Source organism: Treponema sp. R8-4-B8 (assembly GCF_054786175.1).
Genome location: NZ_BDHE01000433.1, coordinates 1 through 438, shown reverse-complemented (window position 1 = coordinate 438; position 438 = coordinate 1). Strand labels below are relative to the sequence as shown.

At 51.4% G+C, this 438-nt stretch carries 1 protein-coding gene; it reads right to left on the bottom strand.

Translation table 11 applies throughout. The features are described 5' to 3' along the window. Positions 1-115: 115 nt before the first annotated feature. Positions 116-438 (bottom strand): alpha-isopropylmalate synthase regulatory domain-containing protein (locus ACYVRA_RS09120; protein ID WP_461252390.1); only part of this gene is annotated, 323 nt, incomplete at its 5' end.

Genomic DNA, 438 nt, shown 5'->3' with positions numbered 1-438 from the left:
AGCTTACTAACAACACAAACTATCTTCTAACCACTAACTACTATTCACTGGACCTCCCGCATGTCATAAACGCCTAAAGATACGCCATGAAACGGCGTTCTATATCGTCAATTAATTAGTATTGAATAGAATCCACAAGCGCAGCGCGGCTCGCGTCAATGATGTCTTCCGAAACTCCTACCGTTGTCCAGCTTTGTTTGCCGTCTGAAGACGAAATAAGCACGCGTACCTTTGCAGCGTTCGCGGCGCTGCCGTCAATTACCCTGACCTTGTAATCGGTAAGGCGAACTTCTTTCAGTTCCGGGTAAAAATGTTTCAACGCCCTACGCAGAGCGCCGTCCCTCGCGTTGACAGGCCCGTCTCCTTCGGCGGCGGCCATCCCTTCCTGACCGCCAACAAGCACTTTAACCCACGCGTGGGAACTGGCGATCGTTTCCC